20 protein-coding genes are annotated in these 24,602 nt (G+C 48.6%); 8 read left to right on the forward strand and 12 right to left on the reverse strand.

The genetic code is table 11. From position 1 onward, the window contains the following. Positions 1-27: 27 nt before the first annotated feature. Positions 28-240: a hypothetical protein gene (locus LZU85_RS00605; protein WP_237286089.1), complete on the forward strand. Its 213-nt coding sequence runs from the start codon at positions 28-30 to the stop codon at positions 238-240. A gap of 61 nt (positions 241-301) precedes the next feature. Here LZU85_RS00605 and LZU85_RS00610 read toward each other — a convergent pair whose 3' ends face one another. The 7 genes from LZU85_RS00610 to LZU85_RS00640 form a co-directional block, all read right to left on the reverse strand. Continuing rightward, positions 302-862, reverse strand: coding sequence for a flavodoxin family protein (locus tag LZU85_RS00610; protein WP_237286090.1), 561 nt, complete (start codon positions 860-862; stop codon positions 302-304). A gap of 165 nt (positions 863-1,027) precedes the next feature. After that, the gene (locus LZU85_RS00615) at positions 1,028-3,142 is read right to left on the reverse strand and encodes a type I secretion system permease/ATPase (RefSeq protein WP_237286091.1); all 2,115 of its coding nucleotides are present in this window, start codon (positions 3,140-3,142) and stop codon (positions 1,028-1,030) included. Positions 3,143-3,154: 12 nt separating this feature from the next. Next, positions 3,155-5,068 (reverse strand): bifunctional diguanylate cyclase/phosphodiesterase, encoded by a 1,914-nt coding sequence (locus tag LZU85_RS00620; protein ID WP_237286092.1) that lies wholly within the window; start codon positions 5,066-5,068, stop codon positions 3,155-3,157. A gap of 5 nt (positions 5,069-5,073) precedes the next feature. Beyond that, positions 5,074-5,763: a transglutaminase-like cysteine peptidase gene (locus LZU85_RS00625; RefSeq protein ID WP_419795946.1), complete on the reverse strand. Its 690-nt coding sequence runs from the start codon at positions 5,761-5,763 to the stop codon at positions 5,074-5,076. Positions 5,764-5,794: 31 nt separating this feature from the next. After that, positions 5,795-7,186, reverse strand: a complete 1,392-nt coding sequence (locus LZU85_RS00630) for an HlyD family type I secretion periplasmic adaptor subunit (protein ID WP_237286094.1) — start codon at positions 7,184-7,186, stop codon at positions 5,795-5,797. A 101-nt stretch (positions 7,187-7,287) separates the two neighbouring features. Further along, positions 7,288-8,517 carry a sigma-54-dependent transcriptional regulator gene (locus LZU85_RS00635; protein ID WP_237286095.1) on the reverse strand — a complete coding sequence of 410 codons (1,230 nt, stop codon included), beginning with the start codon at positions 8,515-8,517 and terminating at the stop codon, positions 7,288-7,290. Then, entirely contained in the window at positions 8,514-10,328 is a 1,815-nt protein-coding gene (locus LZU85_RS00640; RefSeq protein ID WP_237286096.1) for a sensor histidine kinase, read from the reverse strand. The genes LZU85_RS00635 and LZU85_RS00640 overlap by 4 nt, the downstream gene beginning before the upstream one ends. 211 nt (positions 10,329-10,539) lie before the next feature. Here LZU85_RS00640 and pdxH point away from each other — a divergent pair, with 211 nt between their 5' ends. After that, positions 10,540-11,175, forward strand: coding sequence for a pyridoxamine 5'-phosphate oxidase (gene pdxH, locus LZU85_RS00645; RefSeq protein WP_237286097.1), 636 nt, complete (start codon positions 10,540-10,542; stop codon positions 11,173-11,175). A 49-nt stretch (positions 11,176-11,224) separates the two neighbouring features. Here pdxH and LZU85_RS00650 read toward each other — a convergent pair whose 3' ends face one another. Continuing rightward, positions 11,225-11,965, reverse strand: a complete 741-nt coding sequence (locus tag LZU85_RS00650) for a PAS domain-containing protein (protein WP_176297851.1) — start codon at positions 11,963-11,965, stop codon at positions 11,225-11,227. A 540-nt stretch (positions 11,966-12,505) separates the two neighbouring features. On the opposite strand from LZU85_RS00650, the gene LZU85_RS00655 reads away from it, so the two are divergent. The 5 genes from LZU85_RS00655 to LZU85_RS00675 all read left to right on the forward strand — a co-directional run bounded on the left by LZU85_RS00655 (position 12,506) and on the right by LZU85_RS00675 (position 19,497). Next, entirely contained in the window at positions 12,506-13,324 is an 819-nt protein-coding gene (locus LZU85_RS00655) for an AraC family transcriptional regulator (RefSeq protein ID WP_176297922.1), read from the forward strand. A 183-nt stretch (positions 13,325-13,507) separates the two neighbouring features. Continuing rightward, positions 13,508-16,639, forward strand: coding sequence for a bifunctional proline dehydrogenase/L-glutamate gamma-semialdehyde dehydrogenase PutA (gene putA / locus LZU85_RS00660; RefSeq protein WP_237286098.1), 3,132 nt, complete (start codon positions 13,508-13,510; stop codon positions 16,637-16,639). An 11-nt stretch (positions 16,640-16,650) separates the two neighbouring features. Then, complete coding sequence (locus LZU85_RS00665; protein ID WP_237286099.1) at positions 16,651-17,358, forward strand: 1-pyrroline-5-carboxylate dehydrogenase; 708 nt, start codon at positions 16,651-16,653, stop codon at positions 17,356-17,358. Between the two features lie 69 nt (positions 17,359-17,427). Next, positions 17,428-18,921 (forward strand): sodium/proline symporter PutP, encoded by a 1,494-nt coding sequence (gene putP / locus LZU85_RS00670; RefSeq protein WP_237286100.1) that lies wholly within the window; start codon positions 17,428-17,430, stop codon positions 18,919-18,921. A 327-nt stretch (positions 18,922-19,248) separates the two neighbouring features. Then, positions 19,249-19,497 carry a hypothetical protein gene (locus LZU85_RS00675; protein WP_176297855.1) on the forward strand — a complete coding sequence of 83 codons (249 nt, stop codon included), beginning with the start codon at positions 19,249-19,251 and terminating at the stop codon, positions 19,495-19,497. A 9-nt stretch (positions 19,498-19,506) separates the two neighbouring features. On the opposite strand, the gene LZU85_RS00680 is transcribed toward LZU85_RS00675, so the two are convergent. Then, positions 19,507-19,671 (reverse strand): hypothetical protein, encoded by a 165-nt coding sequence (locus LZU85_RS00680; RefSeq protein WP_176297856.1) that lies wholly within the window; start codon positions 19,669-19,671, stop codon positions 19,507-19,509. Positions 19,672-20,036: 365 nt separating this feature from the next. On the opposite strand from LZU85_RS00680, the gene LZU85_RS00685 reads away from it, so the two are divergent. Continuing rightward, positions 20,037-20,531, forward strand: coding sequence for an Lrp/AsnC family transcriptional regulator (locus LZU85_RS00685; protein WP_176297857.1), 495 nt, complete (start codon positions 20,037-20,039; stop codon positions 20,529-20,531). A 109-nt stretch (positions 20,532-20,640) separates the two neighbouring features. Here the strand turns inward: LZU85_RS00685 and LZU85_RS00690 are convergent, their stop codons facing one another. The 3 genes from LZU85_RS00690 to LZU85_RS00700 form a co-directional block, all read right to left on the reverse strand. Continuing rightward, positions 20,641-21,345, reverse strand: a complete 705-nt coding sequence (locus LZU85_RS00690; protein ID WP_237286101.1) for a DUF445 domain-containing protein — start codon at positions 21,343-21,345, stop codon at positions 20,641-20,643. 164 nt (positions 21,346-21,509) lie between these two features. Further along, on the reverse strand, positions 21,510-22,976 hold the full coding sequence (locus LZU85_RS00695) for a sulfatase family protein (RefSeq protein ID WP_237286102.1): 1,467 nt from the start codon (positions 22,974-22,976) through the stop codon (positions 21,510-21,512). Then, positions 22,973-24,466 carry a sulfatase family protein gene (locus LZU85_RS00700; RefSeq protein WP_237286103.1) on the reverse strand — a complete coding sequence of 498 codons (1,494 nt, stop codon included), beginning with the start codon at positions 24,464-24,466 and terminating at the stop codon, positions 22,973-22,975. The genes LZU85_RS00695 and LZU85_RS00700 overlap by 4 nt, the downstream gene beginning before the upstream one ends. Between the last annotated feature and the right edge of the window lie 136 nt (positions 24,467-24,602).

Consider the following 24,602-nt stretch of genomic DNA (forward strand, 5'->3'; position numbering starts at 1 on the left):
CCCGCCAAATAGGATGAGGTTGATGTTATGACACGTTTGCCATCATTGTCGTTTTCAGTGCGTGAGACGGGAAAAGCTTGCTCAAATACCGATTGGCCAAGTGTGATCTGTTTTCCCCGCGTCACTAAAGGTCATCCGGAGTTTTCTATTAAGAAGGGGCTAACAAAACCGGCCAGAGTGGTGGTGTTCACCATTGATGTCTCTCAACTGATGCGAGCTGGTGAACGCGTTATCCATTAACGCCTCTCTTGGTTCTCTGTGTTTCCCCTCTCTTTTTTGGCCGCAAACCACGCGGCCTTTTTTACTCTCGCAAACGCGTTACCCACTGTGCAACGCGTTCGCCAAGGTATTGAGCGGTGGCCAAATCGCTCGGGTGCGCTTGGCCTTCCATACCTTGTGCCACGATGCCACTTTGTTGCCCAAGTCGGTTTAACCCTTGTGGACTAAAGCCGCCAGCCACATCTAAGTTGACCCACAACATACCGTGTTGAGCGGCGAAAGTGGTTAGGTATTGAAGGGTGCTGGATTGATCACCGTTGTAACCCCCACCGCTGGTAAACCCTGCTGCCAGTTTATTGGCCCAGCGTTGATCGGCCCAGAATTCGCTACTGGCATCGGCAAAGGCTTTAAATTGGGCGGAAACGCCCCCCATGTAGGTTGGCGAGCCAAAGATAATCGCGTCGCAGCTAAGGAGCGTTTCAAACAGTTCTGGGTGTTCAAAACGACCTTCAATAATGGAAGTACCCTCAATGCGGTGTTCGATGACCTGCACATCTTGCGCGTGAATGCCGTCGATGATGGCTTGGGCGAGTTGGTGGGTGATGTCGGTTTTGCTGAAATAAACAACGGCGATTTTCTTCAAAATATGCTCCTTAGTTGCGGATATTCATGGCTTGCTATGTTCAAGTGGCGCAAGGTTAATTCCTCAAGTTAACTTGAGGTCAAGAGGCGGGAGCGAATTTTTGCAGATAAAAAAACGCCCTGAACAGGTTCTGGTCAGGGCGTTGGTGGTGAGACGAAGTATTGGTTAGCTGACTGCGCGAACTTTGCCTTGTTTGAGATCACTCAGCACTTGCGCTTTTGGACCATCGGCAATCACGCTGCCTTTTTCCATCACAATTACGCGGTCGACCACGTCTAGCATCGAGGTTTTATGGGTGATCAAAATCAGTGTTTCACTCGGCTTGAGCTGAGAAAGCTGATATTTGATCTGCATTTCAGAGCGGTTATCCATTGCGCTGGTGGGCTCATCCATCAGCAACACCGGTGGTCTGCCGAGGAAGGCTCGAGCGATGGATACCGCTTGACGCTGGCCACCTGAGAGCATGGCGCCCCCTTCACCAACTTGGCGCTCTAGGCCAGCAGGATCGGCTTGGGTGAACGTGGTGACCCCAGCGCGGTTTGCGGCATCAAGCACATCACGGTCATCCACAAGAGGTCGGCCTAAGGTGATGTTTTCGCGAATGGTGCCAAAAAACAGATTGCTGTCCTGCGGTACACAGCCGATGTTGCGGCGGATATCGACATGGTGGAGCTGTTGAATGTCGGTATCGTCAATGCGTACGTGCCCGGCAGTGGGTTGATAAAGACCCATGATCAGGCGCTCTAATGTGGTTTTGCCTGAGCCAATTCGGCCAATGATCGCCACTTTTTCACCTGGGTTGATGGTGATGCTCAAATCACGAATGGAGGCGACGGGGGCATCTGGGTAGTGGAAGGTGACGCGATCCAGCTCCACTTTGCCTTGCACCATAGGGCGGTGAATGTAGCGTTTGCCTTCTTCCTGCTCGTCGGGCATTTCCATCACTTGGTTAATGATGGTCATGGAGGATTTGGCTTGATTATAACGAGTCGAAAGCAGTGAAAGCTGAACCAGTGGACCAATCGCTTTGCCACTGAGCATCGTGGCCGCAATCAAGCCACCCATGGTAAGGTCGCCGTTCGAAATCAAATAAACGCCTAAAATAATCATCGCCACGTTGGCACTTTGCTGCACAAAACCAGCGGCATTTTGGATGCTGTCGGTGAGTCGGCGAGTCTTGATGTTCCAGTTCGCCATGTGTGCGACGGCTTCTTCCCAGCGGTATTGGAACTGGCCTTGTGCGCTAAACAGTTTCACGGTTTCTAAACCCGCTAAGCTCTCAATCAGGTTGGCGTATTTCTGCGATGCCAAGCGTGAACCTTCTTCAATTGAGCGGCGCAGCGGACCTTGGATCAGCGCAGAGTGAATCATCAAAATCACCACGCCTGCGATCGGCACATACACTAAATCGCCAGCCATCAGCCAGATAAGCAGGAGGAAGAGTAAGGCAAACGGCAAATCAATCAGCGCGCTGACGGTGGCCGACGTAAAGAATTCGCGAATGGATTCAAACTCTTGCAAGTGACGCGCAAATGCTCCGACGGACGTTGGTTTGGATTCCATTCGAATGCCCATCACTTTGCTAAACAACTTCGATGAGATGAGAATGTCGGATTTTTTCCCCGCCACATCGATGAAGTAATTGCGCAGCATTTTGAGGATGAAGTCGAATAGGAAGACGACAAAGATCCCGCTCGCCAACACCCATAGCGTTTCAAACGCGAGGTTCGGCACCACTTTGTCATAGACAATACGAGTAAACATCGGCGCGGCGATGGCAAATAAGTTGATCAGGATAGAGGCGATCAGCACATCACGATAGATGTGTTTGGACTGCCATAACGTTGACCAAAACCAGTGTCCTTCACGTGTTTTGAGGATTTCTGGTGAACGTTCATCGTATCGAAACTGCTTTTTGACGAGGAAGTAACGCCCAGTGTACTGAGCTTTCAACTCTTCGAGCGGGATAAGTACCGGCACCATACCACTTTCGAGCGTAGTGATTTCTGCTTCACCAGCCTCTTTATTGACGCTGTTAAGAACGCAGGAATCACCTCCTTTCAATAGTAAAATCGCTGGGAGCACTAACGTGGAGATATCGTCTAACTCGGCACGATTCTCTTTAGCTACCAGTCCGGCACGCTCTGCGGAACGAGGCAGGAGAAACGGTGTCAGTTTGCCATCCGCCAGCGGAAGCCCATTAATCAGCGCTTCCGGTGAGTTCGCTAAGCCATAATAACGACTGACGTAAATCAGCGAGTTTAACAATGGATCTTTCATGAGATAACCTTACTACTCTTTATCTACGATGAAGCCCTGGAATACTTCAACAAAATGCTCTGCTAGGAAATCCAACTGAGTTTGCGTTTCCACGCGTGAGGCAATGGTGGTGATGCCTAAATTGTGTGCCGCACGCGAAATCGACGTCAGTGTGAACTTCTGTTTTTCGTCGTCCAAATTATGGGTAAACAAGTAATCCAGTTTTACGTAATTTGGACGATACTCGTTGATGTAATCCAATGAATGGAAGTTACGGCCATAGTTGTCGACACCAAATTCGGCTCCTGCATTGCGGATAGCATGACACAGCAACGCCGTATGGTGAGGCTGCTGAATAAAGCTCTCTTCTGCAATTTCAAAATGGAGTAAATTAGCCACCTCACGATTTTTCTCTAAGGTGTTGGTGAGCCAACGAATAAAGCTAGGTTGAGAGAGGCTGCTCTGAGCAATGTTGATCGCAAGTGGCTCGGCGATGATGCCGCCTTGCAGTTTATCAATCATTGCAGAGATAACGTATTGGTCGAAAATGTGCGTTGCTTCTAGCTGCTCTAGCGCATAAAGGTACTGATTTGCTCGGTAAATTTGGCCATCTTTCTCAATGCTAGAGAAAACCTCGCGATGGAAGGTGTGTCCACTGCCTGTGTTGGCGGATTGGAAACGGAACTGAATCCATTGATGGTGAATCGCTTCTTCCACCAACGCTTTCCATTGCTGTTTACCCATCATGCTGCCTTGGCTATCACTGCCGACAAAGCCGTATTTTTTCTCTGGAGAGGTTTTTGCTTTGGAAAGGGCGTTGTCCACCATAGAAAGCATTTCTGAGCGCGTTTTACCTTCTTTAATGTAAGCAAGACCGAGTGAGACTTTGGCATCGGCAGTACCGGTTGGATCGGTATTGATCATATGTACGCAGTTGACAATGCTGTCGGCGACAATTTTGAGTTCACTTTCATCCATATGTGGGAAGATCAAACCAAACTCATCACTGGAAATACGCGCAAGCGTCACGCCGGGAATGGATATCGTACTCTCGAGTTGCTTCGCCAGTTCTGCCACCATACGGTCAGCCGATTGGTAATCTTTGCTGTCGTACACTTCACCGATGTACTCTGCATTGAGCACCGCCACACCACCCGGTGAGCTTTCAGCAAGCCACTGATCCAATTGGCTAATGTAGTATGAACGGTTGCCCAGTTTGGATACTGGGTCAATGTAGGCTTGTTCACGTAGGCGTTGGGCTTCTTTCGCTTGTTCTTTAAAAGAGACTTCAATCTGTGCGGACATGCGGTTGATGCCGTCAACCACAGCAATCAGATCTTTGGTATGAGGGCGGTCAAGCGGGTTGCCAAACTTGTTGTTGGCGATGTCGTTCATCTTCTGAATAATTGCGGTCAGCGGCTTCAACGAACGTTTTAAGATATACGCGATAGAAATCAAACCAATTAGAAAGACACCAGCAAACGCTGTGAGTAGACGAATTAAGGCCTTCCAAAGCTGTTCATAGGCCGCGCCTGGGTGACTGACAATTTCGACCTCGGCCAGTTGTAACCAACCACTGGTCACGATGCGCTGATCATGAATGCGCTGGAATAGGTCAAGTTGACTAAACCAGGTGGGTACAGAAGACGGTTTAATCGGATAAGTACGGATGATTTCTTCACCAGATTCGAGGAAAATCAATCGAACAACAGAATATGAACTTCCATCGAACAAAGCGTTGATCACGGACTCAACCGCAACACGGTCTTTATCCTTCAGATAAGGCGCAAGAGCCAACCCCACCGTATTGATGGTGTTATTCATTTCTGAGCGTTGCTGCTGTTCTAAACTGTTCCGAGTCGTATTGAACTCGATGACGAAAACCGATGCCATCAGTATTACGAAGACAGTTATCATACCAACAACGAGTTGTTTATATAGTGTCATGCTCATTACTCATCATAATTGATAAGGGGTTTATTCAATTTGAGTGTTTTTTCTCTAGAACGGAGATCGTTCCAAAGGCTAAGTCGGGATGAATCGCCTGCTAATTGACCGCTGGTATTGGCAGATTTCATCAACCAAAGATTTTTACCGTTAAAGCTGTAAATCGGCAGTAAGTCTAGACGTTTTGATGCCTGCATAATCTTTGGATTGATGTTATCCAAAATCAGAGGCTCAGAACTGGGTGTTTTATAGTATGCCAAAACCATATGGAACTGATTGAGTTCTATTGCTTTAACGTATACCAAACGGAGTTTATTATCTGAGACACCCAGTTCGATCAAAGAAAAATACTTGGCAATTGTGAAGTCCTCACAGTCGCCCGCATTACTGCCTAAAAATTCTAACGGCGTGGCCCAATAATCTTTCTGCCCCCATAAATCGATATCGTTGACAAAATAGAGTTGGTTAAAAAAATCATTAATTCCTTCCAGTTTTTCTTGTTCATCTAATAATTTAAATAAATCAATGTATTCGCGCCAAGTGTTGACACGCTGGCCAGCGCGTTCACCATAGGTCTTGGTGACGGCATCAATCCATTTTTGCTCTGTGGTATTGAGTGCTTGCGAGTAAAATCCAGTCATGCTTAGCCCCACCAGCAGTACCCAGTGAGCTATAGACTTTAAGCGACGTATCATCCGGAGACACGGGGGATACGCGCTATGGCGTTTACTCTTTAAGTGCATTGCTTTGCGCGCTAAGTATTGGCTTGAGTAAATAATCAAGAACGGTTCGTTTACCGGTAATGATGTCTACCGATGCGGTCATGCCGGGAATAATCGGTAGCTCCGCATCTTGACCAAAATTGGTTTTTTCGGTTCGAACGCGAACAATGTAAAAACTGTTTCCCTCTTCATCTTGGGTGGTATCGGCGCTGATGTGCTCCAGTTCGCCATCCAAGCCGCCATATTTGGTGAAGTCATACGCGGTGAACTTGACCACAGCAGGCAGATTTGGACGTAAAAAAGCAATGTCTTGCGGGGCGATTTTTGCTTCCACTAATAAAGAGTCTTCCGTTGGTACTATTTCAACGATATCCATACCCGGCTGGATGACGCCACCGACGGTGTTAATGTTGAGGGTTTTGATTTTGCCTGTGACTGGAGAGACGACAACCGTTCTCTTAACGCGATCACGTAAACCCACGGTGGATTCCACTAACGCAGAGAGTTGATCTTGTGCTTTGTTGAGCTGATCTTGCTGCTCCGAACGGAATTTGAGTGCCGCATCAATTCGGCTAAGCATCGCTTCTCGAATGGATGACTGAAGCACAGGAATTTTCAGTTCAGTCGAGGTGAGCTCACGTCGTGTGTCGTTCACTTGGCGCTGCAACTTGAGCAGTTCGATTTTTGGTACGATGCCTTCATCAGCCAGTGGTTGCGTGATTTCCAGCTCTTTTTTGGCAAATTGATGGCCCTGCCTTAAGTTTTGTACGCGAGCTTGGATTTCGACATAGTCTTGCTGTTTTTGCTTTACTTGTTGAGTAAGTACCGAAATCTGGTTACGGAGATTGTTGAGATCTTGACGATACTGCGCACGTTGGCGTGCCAGCAGTTCCGGTTGGCTTTGTTCAAGTTCGGTCGGGAAGTTTAATTGGCTGTAGCGGATCACTACGCTTTTCTCCCATTCGTCATTGCTGAACTCTTCGTCGATTTCCACGCTATCGATGGAAGTGGTGAGCTGGATCACTGCCGCCATTAAGTTGGCGACCTGTTGTTCACGTTCACGATAATCTGAGCGAAAACGCGTATCATCAATCAGCAATAACTGTTGGCCTTTTTGCACCAACTGGCCCTCTTTGACCAAAATTTCTTTCACCAATCCGCCTTCGAGGTTTTGCACGATTTGGATTTGAGAAGAAGGAATCACTTTTCCCTGGCCTACGGTCACTTTGTCGATTTCAGCCCAAGCGGCCCAACCGATGGCAACGGCAAAAAACAGAACAATCACCCACAACATCAAGCGGGCATTGGTCGGGGTATTGAGAAGCAAAGCGGCGGTTTTGTCATCTACAAAATCGAGCTCTTCACGACTGAGCTTATTGTAGTTTTCACTGCTCATGCACTGTCCTTGTTTGAATATGGTTCGTTGTTATCATTTTGATTCTAAGCTCAGTTTAGGTAAATGTTAAAACGATGTAATGGTTGTTGGCGTCGAACATGTTACTGATCTTTAAACTGAGATTTATCTAGCTGATGCTTTTTGAGTTTATCATACAGGGTTTTACGTGATACCTGTAACTCTTGTTGTACCTCTTTTAAGCGTCCGCCATGCCGTTTTAGCGCATCAAACAGCAAGGTATATTCAAAGTAATCCAGTCGTTGTGTCATGGTTTGCGCCTGAGCTTGCTGCAGTTCATTGACATCTGCCGACAGGAATTGTGGTGATTTGAGTGCGCGCAACTCGGCAAACTGGCGCAGCTGGCGAATGTTCTCTGGCCAGGTTTGTTGCTGCACGGTTTCCAGCTCTTCGGCGGTAATGCGCGGTGGCTGAACTTGGTAGCGGCTACAGGCATTGCGCACGAAGTGTTTGTACAGGGCTGGGATGTCGTTTTTGCGTCGATCGAGTGTGGGCAATACGACTTTCTGCACTTCACCCTGTAGCGCATGCGGCAAAGCAACTGTTGCACATACCAGTTTGCCGCTACCGAGTGGCGTTTCCAATAATGTTTGCCACTGCTTCGGTTTGAGCACTTCGGCATCATGGATAAACAGAGTGTCGTTGGCATGCTGTGCGAGCAACTCAGCCAATCTATTCACCATCTCTTCTGGTGAAAGATCGCTAAAGTAGAAACCGGAAATAGGAACCAGTTCACCTTCGTTGCGGTTATGAATATCATAGAAAAACTGAGCACATAGCCGTTTGCCTGTGCCTTTGTCACCAAGCAAAATTAACGGTCGATCGGTTTGAGCGCTAATCAAGGCACGACGAATCTGCACCATCGCTTGAGAGTGGCCAATCAGTTTTGAGCCGGCATGGGTCTGCATATCGAGCTCTTTTTTCAGCCAGATGTTTTCTTGTAGCAAGGCGAGTTTGTCTTCGGCATTGCGAATGGCTTTCATCAAGCTATCGGTGGTAAATGGTTTTTCGAGGAAATCGTACGCACCTTCTTTCATCGCTGTTACCGCTGTTTTGACATCACCATAGCCGGTCAGCACGATGACCTGAAAATGAGGATTGCGAGAACGCAGCTCTTTAAGAAAAACTAAGCCATTCATCACCGGCATATGGATGTCAGTAACCACAATGGCGGCATGTTGTGTATCAATTTGCTTGAGCGCTTCGACTGCGTTGGGATAGCAAATAACGTCGATCCCTTCGATCATCAGCGCTTGGCTGACGGAGTCTCGGATATGGGGTTCGTCATCGATAAAGTAAATACGGTTTTTCATAATCTATCTTGTGTAGCGAGAGCACTTGGTGAGAGCGTGGGCAAGGAGAGCGTAAAACGCATTCCTGATGGTGATAGGTTTTCTGCCGTAAGCTGCCCTTGGTAACTTTCTATGATGCGTTTGGAAATGGTTAAACCAAGCCCAAGACCTTCTGGCTTGGTGGTAAAAAACGGGTCGAAAAGATGTGCCAGCTTGGTTGCCTCAATCCCTGGGCCGTTGTCGCTGACAATCAACTGGCAAGCATCATGCTCAATGGCACATTCAATCATGATTTGGCCATCGGCTTGTCCTTCCAAGGCTTGTATCGCGTTGTGGATGAGGTTGATCAGCACTTGCTCAAGCTCGATATGGTGAATATTGGCGGCGAGCGAAGGTGAAATGGTCGCGATTTTTAACGTCACGCCCGATTTGATCAGTTTATTACTGAGGATACGCGTTGCGTTGTGCACGGCGTCATGCAAATTCGCGTAATAGTGACGTTCATCCGGGGTCGATTTACGGGTGAATATTTTCAGGCGCGCAATCACTTCACTGATGGTTTCATTGAGTTGCAGCATTTGTTGCAAGTTGTGCTCAACCAGCTGATGTTTTTCCATCGACATCAGCTTCAAGCTGTTTTCGGTGTAGGTGCGCAGCGCCGCCAGCGGTTGATTGATTTCATGATTAATGCTGGCAGAAAGCTCGCCAAGCAGTGCCAACTTCACCGCTTGGGTCAGTTCTTGTTGGGTTTGTTTGAGCTCTTGCTGCGTCTTTTCATATTGAATAATGGTTTGTTGCAGGCGTTGGTTGCTCTCGCTGAGCACTTCAGTACGCTGTTTGACTTTGGATTCTAACTGCTTGTTAAGCAGTGCCAACTGACGTTTGTTGTTGAGTGTTTGCTGCCAAGCAAAGGCGATCAAACTGAGTAAGCTAAATATCAGCGCAAAAATCACATCGGCCTGAAGTACCGCGATTAAACGTTGTTGATGTGGTGCGAGCGTGACCACACGGAAACCTCGGGCATTACTTGCCGCAAGATAGACTTGGTGAAGCGGCATCATCAGTTCGTTGACCGAACTCTCGCTCAGCGTGGGTAATTGGATGGAAGGGTGAGATTTAGGGGCGCTTACGCCATATTGTTGGTTTCGTACCATCGCCTCAACTTGCTCTGGGTCGATGGGCGCTAACGCCGTATAACGCCACGCAGCATTGTTGCTTAAGAAGACCACATTGTTTTGATCGAGCACCATAATGTCGGCTCTTTCAGGCGCAATGCTGTTTTCCAGTTCTTCTAAACTCACTTTGACCGTGATGACACCGGCGATGTGCTCGCCAATCCAAATCGGAGCGGAGTAAAAATAGCCGCGTTTATTGGAGCGAATGCCGAGTGCGACGTAACGAGCGATTTGACCGTTCATTGCGTCGATAAAATAGGGGCGGAAAGAGAAATTTTCCCCAACAAAGGTATCGTCTTGCTGATAGTTACTTGAGCCCAACACAACCCCATTTTGATCATGTAAATAGATAGTGTCTGCTAAGGTTTGTTTTGACCATTCCTCAAGCAGTACGTTTAAACGTTGGCGCTCCTCTGGGTGGCTTAAGTATGTGAGCAGACGTGGGTCATGGCTGAGTAGGTTGGGAATTTGTTCAAATTTGGCCAGTTCTAACCCCAGTTGTTGGTTAGCTCGCTCGGCATAGTTTTGTAAAATGGCGCGCCACTTTTTCTCTTGATAGTGGGAGGCTGATAAATGTGTCATGGTGAGGCCAATACTGCCGAAGACAAGCAAAAAAAGAAAAAAACGGTAGCCAGACCAACGGGTATTCAACGACACACAATGCCTTTATATAAATTTGGAATGAGACGTTACTTTACCAGTGGTATAAAAAAGATAAACCTAACCGCGACTACAACGCGAAATTGATCTGAGTTTTGCTGGCTAAAGGTGATTTTGAGTGTGCACACGGTATGGCTTTATGGTTTCTAGGCTTGAGTTTGCGGACATTCGGGCGCACAATCGGCAAAAATTCTGTGAAGGAGTGAAGATGGAACTTGCTGATATTCGTCGTGAATACACCAAAGGTGGTTTGCGTCGTAAAGACTTAAAAAGCGATCCAATTGATCAATTTAACTTTTGGCTAGAGCAAGCGATCAAGGCGAATTTGAGTGATCCAACCGCGATGACGGTTGCCACAGTAGATAAAGATGGCATGCCTTTCCAACGTATCGTTTTGCTGAAAAACGTCGATCAAAATGGCTTTGTGTTTTACACCAATCTGGGCAGCCGTAAAGCGCAGCACTTAGAGCACAACAGCAAAATCAGCCTTCACTTTCCTTGGCACCCGCTTGAGCGCCAAGTGCACATCACTGGCGTGGCAGAAAAACTGACCGCAATGGAAAACATGAAGTATTTTACTTCCCGTCCGAAAGAGAGCCAACTTGCAGCAATGGCCAGCCGTCAGAGCAGCCGAATTTCCGCTCGTGGCGTACTTGAAGGTAAGTTTCTTGAGCTAAAACAGAAGTTTGCCAATGGTGAAATTCCCGTGCCGAGCTTCTGGGGTGGATTCCGCGTCAAACCACAAAGCATTGAATTTTGGCAAGGTGGCGAGCATCGCCTGCACGACCGTTTCCTTTACAGTCAAGAACAAGGCGAGTGGCACATTGATCGCCTTGCGCCTTAAGCGCTATTTGCACGTTAAGCTTGCACGGTTAGCGCCATTCTGATGGCGATCATTCACTTAAATGATCGCCATTGAGCACCACAGAAAGCTGAGTTTTCAGCAAGCTTTCTGGGATCAAAGATCCAAATCCTGCTTCTAACGCCTTATCAATCAACTCATTTTTGCTGTTTGCCGCGAACTTGGTGCGCAGCCTTGCCACGTGACCTTCGACGGTTTTAATCGAAATCCCCATGATGTTGGCGATGTATTGCGGTTTGCGTCCATAAAGCAGCAGAAACAGCGTTTCTTGCTCGCGGGCGGTGAGATCTTGCATCGAGAGAGTGGCGTCATCAAAACGGAAGGAAGGCTGATTCCCATCGGTGATCCCCGTTGCGCGGCATATCCAGTAGCCTACCTCTAATACCGCGGTGTCGGTGAGCTCTTGACCATAAAAAATCGTCCCTTGCACTTCACCGCTGTCGTTGTACCAAGGAGACTTGGTAAAAATATGTGCGCGCCAGCGGCCATCTGGGTAAGGATGAATATCGAGAATTTTCAGCGTTCGTTCACTTTCCATCACATATTGATCTTGTCGCTGAAACTCGGCTGCGCATTCTACCGTTGGGCTCGGCATATCGAAATCGGTGAGACCAATACAATCTTCAGGGCGACGATGTCCAACCAGCCAAGCATAATCTTGGTTAGCGTAACGAAAGACTGAGTGGCGATCTTTACAGCCCCAACAGCCCGGAAGTTGGTTAAAAAGGGAAAACTCGACATTGCTCAAATCATTAGACACCGTGTAACTCACCTATATCGCTCAGTGGTAACCTGAAAATATGCATGTAATTTGTATGCAATTCTTTGTTTTTGGCTAAATTATTACTCGAAATTGGTTTTTTCTACCAAGTTTATTTGTTTTGATAGTAGGTAAAACGGAGCGATAGAAAAAAGGCCAGCCTGAAGAGGGCTGGCAATACAAGATATTCATCTTGTCGACGTGTAGAAGAGGTTCTAAATCACATAGCGAGGGTCTGCTACGTCAATTTAGAGGCATCATAGGACACCTAGAGTAGGCAACGTATACTTGCTGCGGACTCATATAAGCACTCTATGAGAAATCCATGTGCTGTAAAAGGAGGGAAAACCCTCTATTTATTAAGGATATTGCTCCGTTTGCCCATGATTTCATTCGTAGTACATAGGCCGTAGGATGGCATTACATGATCATCGTTCCGGAACAATGATCAACGGCGATGTGCAAAAGATCTTTATGCTGCTTCTCAGTTTGACTTGCATGCGAGTTGAGGTGAGGTATCATTCTCTAGTCCTTGGTATACAACGCATCACTATGACCGAAACCGATAAGCCTCAGCCCGAGATCATTGCTAGTTTGAAGCTGCCCAAGCCGGCAGAGTTGGTCACTTTGCCTTCTTATATGGATTGCCATGATCATCATTACACGCAAATCGTGATTGGTTTGAAGGGGCAAGCCGAGTTTGAGGTGCGAGGGCAAGGAAACTTGGTCGGACCGGGGCAAGGGTGCGTCGTTACGGCGTGTTCAGACCATGCTTTTGGCGGCGTGATTGGTCAATCGGATATTCTGGTGTTGAACATGCCGATACCGAGTGACGATGATCCGCTGCTGCTACAAAAAATCAATCAAATTGAAAAATCTCACCTTTATTTTCAATTGGATGCGCAAATTCAAAAGCTGATCCAGATGTTGGTACACGAGATGCAATCCAATCCGGAAGATCTGCTGTTGAGTCGCGCGTGCAACGATACGGTGATGGCGCTGCTTCAGCGTCATATATCGGCATTTGAAACGCCAAGAAAAGAGTCGCGTTTTGATCTCGAAGCGATTGATCGCTATATCGAAAAGCACTTAAGCCATAAGATCAGCGTGGCGCAGCTTGCTGGCAGTGTCTTTCTTGGTGAAAGTCATTTTCATAGCTTGTTTAAAGAGCAAATGGGCATTACACCGCACCAATATGTGCTCGGTAAGCGCATCGACATGGCCAAAGACCTGATTGAAAAAGGCACCTTGAGCTTGGGGCAAATTGCCGAGCTGACCGGTTTTTCTGGCCAAAGTACCTTTACCCACTCCTTTGCTCGTTTGCAGGGTATCTCTCCTTCTCAGTACAAAAAGCAATTTGGCGTTAAATAAGTTGCTTTTTGCGATACAATATTTTGCTTAAATTCGTGTGATCATGTAGTTGTTTTGTTAAAAAAGCGAGTTTTTAGCAAAAAGCTCGGAGTTTTTGACAAGTATTCTTCTCGGCCTCAAAATACACTGCCTGCCATTGTGTAGCCCCGAAGCGGTTTTCGGGGATGAGATTGAGGAAAACGCATGTTTACAGCAACAGATGTGTTGAAGCCGGAGTTTGTCGCGCAGCCGCTCGACAAGCTATGGGCATTGATCTCCCCATTGTATATGGTGGATGAATCTCAATGGCTTGGGCAGCTCTTGCCACTGGCTACCCCTTCAGCGGAAGAAAAACAAACGATCGCGACTCGAACGACTCAACTAATTGAAGCGATTCGTGCCGACAAGAAGTCGATCCAACTGATCGATGCTCTGTTGTTGGAGTACAGCCTAGACACACACGAAGGTATCTTGCTGATGTGTTTGGCTGAAGCGCTGATGCGTATTCCGGATGCGGCCACGGCTGACGCTCTGATCAAAGATAAGATGAGCGTGGCAGATTGGAAATCGCATCTTAAAAACTCAGAATCTGTGTTTGTTAACGCCTCGACTTGGGGCTTGATGTTAACAGGCAAAGTCATTGGGCTTGCAGACGAAGAGACGCAAAGCGCCAGCCAAGCGCTTAATCGCTTGGTAAACAAACTTTCTGAGCCGGTGATCCGCAAAGCCATGTATCAGGCGATGAAGATCATGGGTCATCAATTCGTACGTGGTCGCACCATCGAAGAGGCGCAGAAAAATGGCCGCCCGATGCGCGATAAAGGTTTCACTTACTCTTTTGACATGCTGGGTGAAGCGGCGCTGACCACCGCGGATGCCAATAAATACTTCAAAGATTATTTGATGGCGATTGAGGCGGTGGGCCGTGAAACGTATGGTAATGACACCAGCCCCGCGCCGTCGGTATCGATCAAGCTCTCTGCCTTGCATCCTCGCTATGAAGTGGCCAATGAACACCGCGTGATGAGCGAGCTGTTTGATACGTTAGCACAGCTGCTGAAACGCGCTGTCGAGCTAGACGTTGCGATTACCATTGATGCGGAAGAAGCCGACCGCCTAGAGCTCTCTCTCAAACTGTTTGAAAAACTCTACCGCAGTGAAACGGTCAAAGGTTGGGGTAAGTTTGGTCTGGTGGTGCAAGCGTATTCCAAACGTGCTCTGCCGGTGTTGGTGTGGCTCAATGCACTTGCTAAAGAGCAAGGCGATTTGATCCCGCTGCGTTTGGTGAAAGGCGCGTATTGGGACAGCGAAGTGAAGTGGTCTCAGCAGCGTGGTTACGATAACTACCCGGTTTACACTCGCAAAGAAGCCACCGATGTGGCGTACTTAGCGTGTGCTCGCTTCCTATTAAGCGATGACGTGCGCGGCAACATCTTCCCGCAATTTGCTAGCCATAATGCGCAAACCGTTTCCTCGATTGCCACCATGGCGACTCACAGTGACTACGAGTTCCAACGTCTGCATGGCATGGGCGATTCTCTCTATAACCATGTTATGGAGCAGTATCGTCAGCCAGTACGAATTTACGCGCCAGTGGGCAGCCACAAAGATTTGCTGCCATACCTAGTGCGTCGTCTGCTGGAAAACGGTGCCAACAGCTCGTTTGTCCACCGTTTGGTTGATGCGCGCTGCCCAGTGGCAGAGCTTACCAAACACCCAGTAGAAGCACTGACCTCATTTGAAACCCTGAACAATACCAAGATCCCATTGCCAGCGGCGATTTTCCCTGAGCGTAAAAACTCCTATGGCGTTAACGTGGATATCGAAAGTGAAGCCAAGCCGTTTGAAGCACAGGTTGAGTCCTTCTTGAGCAAGCAGTGGTTAGCTGGCCCGATCATCAACGGCGCATCGCTGGCCGAAAGCATGATCAAGGACGGTCAAGCGGAAAGTGTCACAGCGCCGTATGATCGTCGTATCCAAGTGGGGCAAATTGCGTTTGCTAACCTTGATCATGTTTCCCAAGCGATCGACATCGCACAAGCGGCTTTTGCCGATTGGAATCGCACACCGTTGGTGGAGAAAGCGCGTTGCCTAGACAACCTCGCTGACTTGATGGAAGCCAACTTGGCTGAGCTGGTGGCGCTTTGTCACCAAGAAGCGGGCAAGACACTGCATGACAGTATTGATGAAGTGCGTGAAGCGGTCGATTTCTGTCGTTACTACGCCAAACAAGCGCAAAATCTGCAACCCTTTGAGTTAGAAGGCCTTGATGGCGTGAAACGCATTGCCAGCCGTGAAGGTTTGGGGGTGTTTGTCTGTATTAGTCCGTGGAACTTCCCGCTGGCGATTTTCCTTGGGCAAGTGACCGCAGCGCTCGTGGCGGGCAACACGGTCGTAGCGAAACCGGCGGAACAAACCAGTTTGATCGCGGTGCGTGCGGTAGAACTCATGCTACAAGCGGGTTTCCCGGCGGGCGTTGTTCAACTGATCCCTGGTCGTGGTGCGGACATTGGCTCGGCGCTCACCTCTCACCCAGCCATTGCGGGTGTGGCGTTTACGGGCTCCACCGCCACGGCGCAACGCATCAACGTGACTTTGGCACAACGTGAAGCCAAACCGGTGCCGTTTATCGCCGAAACCGGTGGTCAAAACGCGATGATCGTGGATAGTACTGCGCTGCCAGAGCAGGTGGTGCGTGATGTGATCCGCTCTGCCTTTGCTTCTGCAGGTCAACGCTGTTCAGCACTGCGTGTGCTGTTTGTTCAGCAAGACATTGCCGACCGAGTGATTGGCTTGATCCAAGGGGCAATGAATGAACTGAGTGTTGGTGTGCCACATCTACACAAAACCGATGTGGGGCCAGTGATTGACGCGCGCGCGAAAGAAAAGCTGCTGCAGCATATCGAGCAGATGAACCAAACTCAGAAGCCGATTGCGCAACTGACACTGACGGACGATTGTCAGCATGGTGATTTTGTCGCACCAACGGCGTTTGAAATCTCAGGCATCGATGTACTTAAAGAAGAGCAATTTGGCCCGATCCTGCACATTGTGCGTTTCAAAGCGTCTGAACTGACTCGCGTGGTGGAACAAATCAACCAAACGGGCTTTGGTTTGACCATGGGTATTCACAGTCGTAACGAAACCACCTACCGCTGGATTGAAAAACACGCACGAGTGGGGAACTGCTACATCAACCGCGACCAAGTGGGTGCGGTGGTTGGCGTGCAGCCATTCGGTGGTCAGGGTTTATCGGGGACTGGGCCAAAAGCAGGTGGTCCACACTACTTGTACCGCTTTACCCAAGTGCAATTTAACCAGACTGAGAACGCATAAGGAGCAACATCATGGTTCATCAAGTGACGAGTTTTTCGGATGCTTTCTCAGCATGGGAACAGTGGAATCTAACCAATTTTGATTACAAATGTGAGCACTTGCTTGCATTTAAAGCCGCTCTGGATGGGAAGCATGCGCTGGTTGCCAAGGTGGTGTCTTACCACTTGCAACAAGCCTCTTCGCTATTGGCTGACGCCCACCTTTTGGTTGGGCCTACCGGAGAAACCAACGAGTTGTACACCGCGGGCCGTGGGGTGGCGCTGGTGATCGTTGAAAACGAGCAAAGCGATTCAGAGCAAGCTCTGTACAACGCTTTTGCTTTAGTGACCTGCGCGCTGATCGCTGGTAACAGCGTCATCGTTTGCAGTGATAACTCAGAGTTCAACGGCTTGCTCAGCAGCGCCCTTGAACAGACGCATTTCCCTTCCAACCTAGTGCAAATGGTCGCCTACGATGCGGTTTTACAGCTCATCGACCGTGATGTACGCAGTGTCGGTTACGTGGGTAATGCGCAGGTTGAGCATGATCTCAATCTACAATTGGCCAAACGTAACGGTGCTATCGTTGGTTTGGTTTCTGCAACGGATCAAACAGGCGCTCTGCTTGCTCATGATCCGCATCTCTCGCTGCGCTTTATTACCGAGCGTACGCGAACCATAAATATTACCGCAGTGGGTGGTAACGCAACTCTACTCGAGTTGGGGAACGATACTCACTAACCTTTCCATGCTCCCCCACGCCGTTTGGGGGAGCCAAGGAAGGATTATTATTCTAATGAGGACTATCTAATGATAGAGAGTAGCTTCGCTATTACGGGCACTTTTATTGCCTATTTACTTCTTATGGTGGCTATTGGGCTTTATGCCTACAAAAAGACATCCAGCTCAAGTGACTATTTCTTGGGTGGTCGTAGCTTAGGTCCATGGCCAGCGGCGCTGTCTGCTGGGGCATCGGACATGAGTGGTTGGTTGTTGCTGGGCCTACCTGGTTACGCTTACGCCGCGGGTATCGAGTCGTTCTGGCTTGCTGGTGGTTTGTTGGTGGGTACTTGGGCAAACTGGCTAGTCAGTGCCAAGCGTCTTCGTACTTACAGTATTCAAACAGATGCGCTTACTTTGCCTGAATTCTTGTCACGTCGTTTCGATGACAAATCAAAACTGATTCAGACAATTTCTGCTTTCTTCATTCTGTTGTTCTTCCTTTTCTATACCAGCTCAGGCTTGGTTGCAGGGGGCAAACTGTTTGAAACTGTGTTTGGTCTTGATTACAGCACCGCGGTGATCATCGGTACCCTGTGTGTGGTTTCGTACACCTTGTTTGGTGGTTTCCTCGCGGTATCGTGGACAGATTTAGTGCAAGGCCTGTTGATGGCGGCGGCGTTGATGATTGTTCCTATTGCTGTAATGGAAGGGGGCTTTGGCCAACTGACGACCGACATGCACAACATTAACCCAGAGCTACTGACGCTGTGGAACGATGCCAAAGGTGAGCCACTCAGTGCGATCGCGATTATTTCACTGGTTGCTTGGGGTCTTGGTTATTTTGGTCAGCCACATATTTTGGCGCGTTTTAAAGCCTCTCGTACTAACCGTGAGTTGGGTACGGCTCGTCGCATTGCAGTGAGTTGGACTGCGCTATCGATGGCGGGTGCGATTCTGGTTGGTTTGGTTGGCCTTGTATGGGTTAACGGCCATCCGGGTACTGAGCTTGGTGATGGTGAAAAAATCTTCATGTTGCTAGTGAACAGTGTGTTCCACCCTGTTATTGCCGGTATCTTACTAGCGGCGATTCTAGCTGCGGTCATGAGTACTGCGGACTCTCAACTGTTGGTTTCGTCTTCAGCATTAGCGGAAGATTTTTACAAGCAAGTGATCAAGCAAGACGCAAGCTCGCAAGAAATCGTGATGGTGGGTCGTATTGGTGTGGTGGTGATTTCCATCATTGCGCTTGTCCTTGCCATGACACCAGATAGCTCGGTATTGGGCCTTGTTTCTTACGCATGGGCTGGTTTTGGTGCTGCCTTCGGTCCTGCCGTTGTGCTAAGCCTTTACTGGAAAGGGATGAACCGCAACGGCGCACTGGCGGGTATCCTGATTGGTGGCATTACTATCGTGGTTTGGAAACAGCTGACTGGCGGTTGGTTCGACGTGTACGAAATCGTACCGGGGATCATCTTCTCAACCATCGCGATTATTGCGGTCAGCAAGCTAACCGGTGGTGCAGATAAGGCTGTTCTAGAGCAGCACCAAGAGTTTGAGAAAAAGTTGGTTGAGTTGGATTAATCTCATGGTTGATTGAAGCCAAAGGTTGAAACTTCCTTTCGATTTACATTGTAAATAGTGAACCCCCATCTGCTTAGGCTGATGGGGGTTTGTCTTTTTACTAATAAGTAAAATTTTTTCCTTGCTCTAACATAAAAGCAAAAAAGTCCTTTATGCTAGCCTCCAATCCGCAGGGCGTTGATCGATAGCGATCGCAATTTATTGATGTGTAGAAGCAATTTTTTGAATCTAAAGCACAAAAATGAAAAGGCGCTTTTTGTGTGGGGAATTTATTTGGTCAAAATGTGTCAATTGTCATTAGCAGCATCGTACATCAGGGGAAGGGTCATGCCACAAATCTATTGCTCAGCGTGTAAAAAAACAACCGCACACAAAGTCGTTATGCGTCGTTGTCAGGTAGAGCAGAGTGATACGTTTGCAAGTCGGCTACAAAGTTTTACCCAACTGATGACCAAGTTTGTTTCTGGTGACCACTATTATCAAATGGAACCACAGCATTTCTGCCGCTACTGTAATACGCATAATACAGCAACGGTGAAATCCCTTTCTCCGAGAATGGTTCAGCCAATCAGCTAGGCAGGCCGATTACGCCAGTTCGCTATCGACCTCACTGGCATCGTCGTTGACTTCAACAGGCCAGCCATACGCTTGGTACTCTTTTTCTAATGCTTTTGCTACGTCGGTGGATACGTGCAGTGTGGTCCATTCGCCAATCGCGAAAGGTTGGTATTTAATCATGACGGTTTGCATGCTTTCTCCTGTGTTCAATCGAAGTGAGTTGTCGGCAGAAACTGACGAGCAAAGTAGATTGACAGCAGCTTGAGTTGTTATAAATATCGCTGCGCAAAAACGATATGGGAATATCATTCTGTATAGTGCATTATGATTCATATCGCTCCCCTGCATTATCTCCGTTTGGAACAAAGACTCTTTTCTTTCTGGCTCATTAAATTCATCATGAAGTTCAATAAGTGCCAGTAAAATAAGAAAAAAATCTTATTTAATAAGGAAAAATATGTTTGCTGAATGAGTGACTACATCTCATTAAACTCTCAGCTATTGATGGCATACTGGGTTAACCAGTACACTGACAAAAAACAAGAAAGGGATGAAAGATGTCAGCTTACCCGTTGGATCGTATCGATCTGCAAATCTTACGCATCTTGCACTTAAAAGGCCGTTTACCTGTGGTGGAACTGGCTAAGCAGGTCAACTTGACCACCTCACCGTGTTCTGAGCGAGTCAAACGTTTAGAGAAAGAAGGGTACATCAAGGGGTATCACGCTGAACTCAATGCCGAAAAGTTGGGCTTGGATGTCCAGGTGTTTATTCATATTCGTCTTGATCAAACCAGCTTTTCCATCTTTGAAAAGTTTGCCAAAGCTGTCGCCGATATGCCGGAGATTGAGGAGTGTTACTCATTGTCGGGCGATTTTGACACCATGATCAAAGTGCGTGTCAAAAGCATGAAGGCGTATCAAGAGTTTATGTCGAGCAAGCTAGGGACTCTGCCGGGGGTGATTCAAACGCGCAGCGAAGTGGTGATTGAGGAGCACAAAACGGGCTTTGGTGTGAACCCAGAGTTGTTGTCGACCTTGTACCAAAAGTAACGCGACAGATCAGCGGTGCGGGACATACCCCAGCGAGGGGGCAAGTCAGCGCCAAAATAGAAGAGGGAAGCACTGGGCTTCCCTCTGTTGTTTCTGCAGCGGTCAGTGGCTAAGCAACGACGGAAGTGATGACACCAATCAGGCCGCCAAACACGCCACCCCAAACCACAAGCCAGCCTAAATGCTGTTTGATCATCTTCTGCACCATCTCTTTCACCAATTTAGGCGTTAATTCGTTGAGACGCTGATCAATAATGTTTTCGATGTTTTGTTGGATCTCTTCCATCATCGCGGGCGCTTCGAGTTCTTCTTTCAATGCCTGCTTGATGGTGTCGCTGTAGCTGAGATCCACCATGGCTTGCTGCATCTTCTCGACAAACGGTTGTTTGAGGGGAATCAAGGCTTCTGTGCCGCCAAACATCGCCAGCATGCCACCAAATTGCGATTGGGCGATAACATCAACCAGCGAGTCGAACGTTGGGTTGAAATCGACTTTGGCAATGATGGGCTCGAGATTGAAGCTCTTGCCACCGGCCATCTCTTTACTGAGAAACTTATCGATGTTCTCGCTGGTAAAAAACTGCTCCATCATTAAGTTTTTGATCGCCGCTTTAAACTCCTCAAAGCGCGCAGGAATCACACCCGAGCCGTATAACCCCGGCACTTTTTCAAACAGCATATGAATCGCTAGCCAGTTGGTAATGGCGCCAGAGAAGGCAAATAAGCCAGCATAAAGAAGGTAGTCGTTTTTCAGCGCGAAACCTGCTGCCAAAGCCGCTAAGGCAATCACGTTGGTCAATAAGCTTTTGTTCATTTTTGGTGTTCGTTTTTATCGTTGGTTATTCAGATGGCGGAATTCTAATCCTAATTGGTGCGTGGGGCTACAGGGAGTGGCAGTTGTGCTAAAACGAGCAGTTCAAAACGTGATAGCGAAAGAGCCCGATGTTTTCATCGGGCTCTTTGGTTTAGTGCGGTTATTTAACGTGTACGCGGGGCCGTGATATGACGCTCCAGCGCCGCGGCGAACTCGGTGACTTTCTCTGGATAGAGTTCGGCAAGGTTATTTAACTGCCCCAAATCATCGTGCAAATCGTACAACTGAGGGCGAGAGAGGTTGCCTTTTTCATTGCCAGTGTACTGGCAGATGAAGTCGTCATCATGTGGCGGGATATAGGCATAACGTTGGTCTCGGAAGACTTTCTTATATTGCATGCCTTCCAGCACCATTTCGCGGCGTCCTTGGTGTTCTTTGCCCAGTAAGGTCTCGAGTAGCGGTTGGCTATCGGGTGCTTCCTGCTCTTGCAACTCAATGCCGGTTAGCTGCGCAAAGCAGTGGTAGAGGTCCACTTGGTTGAACAGGGCGTCCGTTTCTCCATCGACAATGCCATTGGGCCAACGCACGATAAACGGCACCCGAGTCCCGCCTTCAAACAGGCTGTATTTGCCACCACGCAACGGCCCTGCCATGCGGTGCTCGCCATTGAGTTCTACCGCTTGGTCTTTGTAACCGTCGTTGAGCACGGGTCCGTTGTCACTGGAGAAAATCACCAACGTGTTCTCTTTGAGTCCGAGCTGCTCTAGTTTGTCGAGCACTTGGCCAATGCACCAATCCATTTCGACAATCACATCGCCACGCACACCGTGAGGGGTAACGCCACGAAAGCGTGGGTTAGGTATGCGAGGCACATGCGGCTGATGCAGTGCGTAGTAAAGGAAAAAGGGCTGATGTTGGTGTTGTTCGATAAACGCCATGGCTTTTTGCGCGAACTCTTCCCCCATGGTTTCATCGTTCCAAATGGCGGACTGCCCACCACGCATATGACCGATACGGCTGACCCCATTGATGATGGTGCCATCGTGGCCGTGATCGTACATCACATCCAATAGTTCAGGGTTATGGCGGCCATTGGGGACATCGGCAAAGGCGTGCTCCCAATCGTATGTCACTTCAATCGGATCGGTAGGGTCTAAGTTTTCCACCTGACGATTGTGGATGTAAACGCAAGGTACGCGGTCATTGGTGGCGGCCATGATGAATGAATCATCAAAACCGACATCATTTGGCGTGCCTTGAATTTCTTGATTGAAATCGAGATCGCCATTGCCGAGTCCTAAGTGCCATTTGCCGACGATCCCTGTGCGATAGCCAGCCTTTTGGAACATCTTAGGCATAGTGGCATCAGAAATGGTGATGATCTGCGGTGCATCACCGGGCAGCACGGCTGCCTTCGGATTGCGCCATGGGTAGGAGCCCGTGAGCAAGCTATAACGAGAAGGAGTACAAGTCGCAGCAGTGGCGTAGCCTTGATGAAACTTCAGCCCTTCTTGGGCCAACTTATCGAGGTTGGGGGTTGGGATGTCATTGGCGCCGTAGCAACTCAAGTCGCCAAAGCCAAGGTCATCGGCGTAGAGAATGATAACGTTTGGGGGCGTGTGGTCTGTCATGAAAATTCCTTATTGATGCCAACCTGGGCAAACAAATCATAGGGGAGAATGTGAGCAAGCACTTGCTCCTCTGCCCACGGATCATCCACTCGAACCAGTTCTTGAGCCATGGCGTGCAGTAAGCGACGCACGACAGGATCATTCGGATCAAAGTGGCGGTTGTTGGTTTGATAGGGGTCTGTTTGATTGTCGAAAAATTGGCTCTCGCTGAGTTGACCAAAGGCGTCAATGTGCAGCGCCAACGAGTAACGCTCGGTTTTTATCCCTCGTGAGACGGCAAAGTAATCGCGGATCTTGCCATCCGCGCAGGGTGGGCTATCGATGTTTTTTAAATAGAGGGCGCAAGTTGGGCCTACCGCGATAGAGGGGGAGCGAAACACCTCTGCTAGGTTGCGACCGTGAATGTCATCGGGGCACAAATCGCTTAGACCCATCAATCCCAATACGGTGGGCATGATGTCTGCGCTGCTCAAAAACGCAGGGTGTTGCTGCGCTTGGTTTTGCATTGCGTCTTTCAGTAAAAAGGGCACACAGAGGGATTCGTTATAAATGCTGTTTTTGGCGTCGGTCACGCCATGACTACACAAGGTTTCACCGTGATCACTGGTAAAGACCACAAGGGTGTTCTCCCATTCGCCCTGCGCTTTTAATGTGTCGACCAAGCGACCAAACTCTTGGTCGACGCCCGTCACGTTGGCGAAATAGAACGGGGCACTGTGCGCTTTTTCCATGTGATGGTCGGCGTTGTCTCGCGTGAGTAACGACGTTAAAGGCTGATCGCAGTAACGCTGCCAATCCGCTTCACGGCAGTCATGCAAACTCGAGTATGGGCTGTGTGGCGGGTTCATCGACACAAACAAAGCAAAGGGCTGATCTGGGCGTTGCTGTTGATGACGCGTGAGAAACTCAATCGCTTTGTCGGTTTCATGTTCTGCCGACCACTTGCGCGGTTCATGGCGCTGCCCATTGGTGTCGTAGTAGTGCGGATTGCAATGTTGATCGAACGTGCCATAGCCATACCACTCATCAATGCCGTGGCGACGGTTTGGCTCGGTGTAGGAGTCCCACGCGGGGCGTTTACTATCCACATACTGCCCAGGATTGGCAGGGTCGTTTTCCGTTGGCCAATCAAGGTGCCACTTTCCAATGTAACCTAGGTAGTATCCGGCATCGCTGAGCACATCGGTAAAGCAGCGTGCCTTTTCAGGCAGTTGGGAGGCAACACGATCGGAATGGCAGTTGAGCGGCACTCCGCTTTTTGACGGAAACTGGCCGGTGAATAAGCTGCCGCGATGAGGGCTGCAAACTGGGCAGTTACTGACGGCATTGCTGAGCAAGGTGGCTTGCTCGGCAAAGTGGTCTAGGTAGGGTGTCAACACGGGGTCGCCCTTGCCTGGCAGCAGCGATTGATAGTGTGGGTCTTGCCATATGCCAAGGGACATCAGCCGAAACTGATCAGGAAAAACATAGAGTAAGTTCGGTTTTTTCATGGTGGTTTAGGGGCCATATTATGCACTTTCTATATGGGCATTTATTATATTGAAATGATGTTTCAAAAACCTGTCATTGATCACAGTGATAATAAAATAAAAAGATGTTTTAAAAAAAATAAGTAAAATTAACAAA

It is taken from the genome of Vibrio floridensis (assembly GCF_021852965.1).
GTDB lineage: Bacteria > Pseudomonadota > Gammaproteobacteria > Enterobacterales > Vibrionaceae > Vibrio > Vibrio floridensis.